Here is a 3,204-nt window from a genome sequence, read left to right as displayed (position 1 = left end):
CCATGGGGCACGACGACGGCCATGCGCCCGCTGCCAGGTTTCAGTGTCTCGATCATGTGCAGGATGAAGGCATAGTCGCCCTTGGTCTTGGGCGGAATGCCACGGCGGAACCGCGCGAACCTGTCGTTCTCGGCGGTTTCGATGCCCCATTTCTCAAGGCTGAAGGGCGGGTTGGCGACCACGATATCGAAGTGGCGCAGCATGTCGTCCGAGGTGCGCAGTTTGGGGTTGCGGATCGTGTCGCCCCATTCGACCTGGTGGTTCTCTTCGCCATGCAGGAAGAGGTTCATCTTGGCCAGCGCCCAGGTGGAGCCGATAGCCTCTTGCCCGAACAGCGCGTAGCGGCGCGTGCCGCTGCGTTCACGCACCAGACGCCCGCATTTCATGAGGAGGGAGGCGGAGCCACAGGTCGGATCGCAGATGTCGTCGCCTTCCTGCGGATCGACGATGCGGGCCATGAGTTCCGAGACCTCGGCTGGGGTATAGAATTCGCCCGCCTTCTTGCCTGCCGAGGCGGCGAAGCGGGAGATCAGGTATTCGTAAGCCCCGCCGATGATGTCGAGCGCGCCGACACGCGACGGGCGCAGATCGAGCGCGGGCTTGGCAAAGTCTTCAAGCAGGTGGCGAAGGATGTCGTTCTTCTGCTCCTCGTCGCCCAGCTTGTTCGAGTTGAAGCTGATGTCCTGGAAGACGTCCTTGAGCTTGGAGCCGTTGGCCTCTTCGACGGCGTGCAGCGCCTTGTCGATACGCTCACCGTTCCCAGCCTCGAAGCGGCGCTTGTGCAAGGCATCGAACGCGGCGCCCTCGGGAAGGACGAAAGCCTCCTGCTGCATCATGGCTTCAACCAGCTCAGGCGCGTCCGGATGCTCCGCCTCGTAGCGCGTGCGGTGGTCCTTCCATACGTCCGAGACGTATTTCAGGAACAGCATGGTCAGGACGTAGTCCTTGTAGATCGAGGGATCGACCACGCCGCGGAATGTGTCACAGGCGCCCCAAGCGGCCTTGTTGATTTCTTGTTGTGTAATTGGGTTCATCTGTCTGCTCGTGGCCTTTTGGGAACAGTCTTCGCATGTGGAGAGAGTCTCCACAACTGCCGTGCACGAGGGGGATAGGTGTGTCTGGGGAATGGGGCGCTGCGATTGTCAGCTGAGTTGTCCAACAACGCCGGGGAAGATCAGCGCGAGGCAGGGACCAGCCACGGTATTCATCCGGCGAGTGAACTGGCCACCATTCCGACAGGACACTTGGGTATGGCCCTGGAAGCTTAGGCATATGCCTAAGCACATGCTTATGTCTGGGATAGAGATCATCACCGATGGTGGCCGTCGGCGTCGCTCGCCGGTCACTGAGAAGCCGCGGGTCGTCGAGGAGACGTTGGAGGACGGCGATCGAACCAATGCCTACTCAATTCTGATTGTTGCGGGGCACCAGCCAGGCGCCTCGCTTTGGTCATTTCTGCCTCAGGCCCGGCCATCGGGCAATTGCCTCGTCAACTTCATGAACCCGCAGCAGGGCGGTAGAGACATCTGATCAGTTGGTTACAAATTTATTTCAGTTTCTCCCTTCGGATCCAGCAGTATTGGCCAATGTCTATTTTGCCAACGCCGCAGGATTGGGAGCTCGTGGCAGATACTCGAACTCCTCCAGCTTGCAGTAGGCAGTCGAACGGCTTCTTGCGCCCATGGAAGCTCCGGCTCTTGTCACCCGAGGCATTCCGCTGAGGGCATTCAATGAGAAGACGAGATGTTCGATATTCCCACAAGGCCCACGTGCCTTCACCACTTCGTCGAGGAAAACGCGGAGGCGCTGCAGAACGCCGCCCTTCTGCTGGGCGGCCGGCCATGGCTCAAGCGGGTTCAGTGTCTGTTCGAGATGCTCTACACCGGAAACTCGCTGCACGGTCGCGCAGGCCGCGACGTGTCCGCCCTGCATGACCTGCTCACGCTGGCCCATGTGCATGATCCGTCCCGCCCCGAAGCTGCCTACTTCGCGTCACTCGATCCGGCGTCGCCGCAGGTCGAGGAGATCTGCCTGCTGGCGGACGAACTCCGACGGGCTTTCGAAGAGGTCTCCCCCGGTCAACCGTCCCATGGCGATCAAGAGGAGCGACGCACATGAACGAGGAACCCATGCTGGACGATGAACTCATCCCGCGGATCGAGGCGGCCCTCGACGCCTCGAACGCAGTGCTGGATGCAATCTCCCGGGTCGAGGAAACTGCGGCGCTCGAAGGCGCCCTCCGGGCCGATGTGCTGGAATTGAAGGACCGAATCGAGGGGCTCACCATCTTCAAAAAGGGCGAACATGTCGGTGTGAAACAGCTGGCCGCTCGCCTCGAGCCCGTGATCCTGGGAGCGACCAAGGTCTACGAGGTCCACGACGAAGCCTGGGACATCAACCCGCCGGGCGAACAGACGGTGGTCGATCCCTACGGCCTGGCGGCCATCGGCCTTCGAAGCCGTCTGCGCGATCTCGCTTCCCGGCTGGCCGCAATCCAGAACCTGCTTGAAGCAGAACGGATCGCCGCCGAGCTGCGCGGCAGAGAGGTCTGATCTTTTCCCGCGCCGCGTGATGCTGCGGCGCGGGCGATCCTCGGCGGCCCGTGAAGGCAGCCGAGAGCCGGCAAGACAGCCTGTCACAAAAGGCTTGCTGGAGATGTCACGGTCGTGACACAACTACAATCACACGCGGAGTCATGCCGCGGTCGAACGCGTTTTTTCGTTTACGTTCGGGAGGTTGCGGCCTGTTTCTTGGATCCCTACCGCCGGAGCCAAAATACCCTTAAATTTATTAAGGAATTTGGCGTGACCTCAATTCTACTGGCAACCTACTAGGGTCAGGACTCACAACCAGTAAATAACGAGTGCGGCGAGGGCGATGGCTGACAGGAAGACTTTCGGGCATCTATCGTAACGGGTTGCCACACGCCGCCAATCCTTCAGCCTGCCGAACATGATTTCGATCCGGTTGCGCCGCTTGTAGCGACGCTTGTCGTACTTCACTGGCTTCTTCCGCTGTTTACGGCCAGGGATACACGCCCGTATCCCTTTGTCTTTCAACGCTTCTCGGAACCAATCGGCGTCATAGCCACGATCGCCAAGCAGCCAGTCCACCCTGGGCAAACGGCTCACCAGTGCTCGGGCACCGACGTAATCGCTGACCTGTCCTGCGGTCACGAACAGATTGAGCGGTCGGCCTTGGCTG

At 60.6% G+C, this 3,204-nt stretch carries 4 protein-coding genes; 2 read left to right on the top strand and 2 right to left on the bottom strand.

Annotation, left to right across the window (positions count from 1 at the left end):
• A partial coding sequence (locus tag A3728_RS10590) for a type I restriction-modification system subunit M (protein ID WP_067923234.1) occupies positions 1 to 1,034 on the bottom strand: 1,034 nt, incomplete at its 3' end.
• 709 nt (positions 1,035 to 1,743) lie between these two features.
• On the opposite strand from A3728_RS10590, the gene A3728_RS10580 reads away from it, so the two are divergent.
• Complete coding sequence (locus A3728_RS10580) at positions 1,744 to 2,118, top strand: hypothetical protein (protein ID WP_067923228.1); 375 nt, start codon at positions 1,744 to 1,746, stop codon at positions 2,116 to 2,118.
• The gene (locus tag A3728_RS10575) at positions 2,115 to 2,552 is read left to right on the top strand and encodes a hypothetical protein (RefSeq protein ID WP_067923225.1); all 438 of its coding nucleotides are present in this window, start codon (positions 2,115 to 2,117) and stop codon (positions 2,550 to 2,552) included. Before A3728_RS10580 ends, A3728_RS10575 begins: the two co-directional genes overlap by 4 nt.
• Positions 2,553 to 2,843: 291 nt before the next feature.
• Here A3728_RS10575 and A3728_RS10570 read toward each other — a convergent pair.
• The coding region (locus tag A3728_RS10570) for an IS5 family transposase (protein WP_067923222.1) at positions 2,844 to 3,204 on the bottom strand (361 nt) is incomplete at its 5' end.

The organism is Sulfitobacter sp. HI0040 (assembly GCF_001634885.1).
In the GTDB taxonomy this organism is placed as follows: domain Bacteria; phylum Pseudomonadota; class Alphaproteobacteria; order Rhodobacterales; family Rhodobacteraceae; genus Sulfitobacter.
Note: the sequence above shows the minus strand (reverse complement) of the source record. Positions and strands in the feature narration are given on the sequence as shown.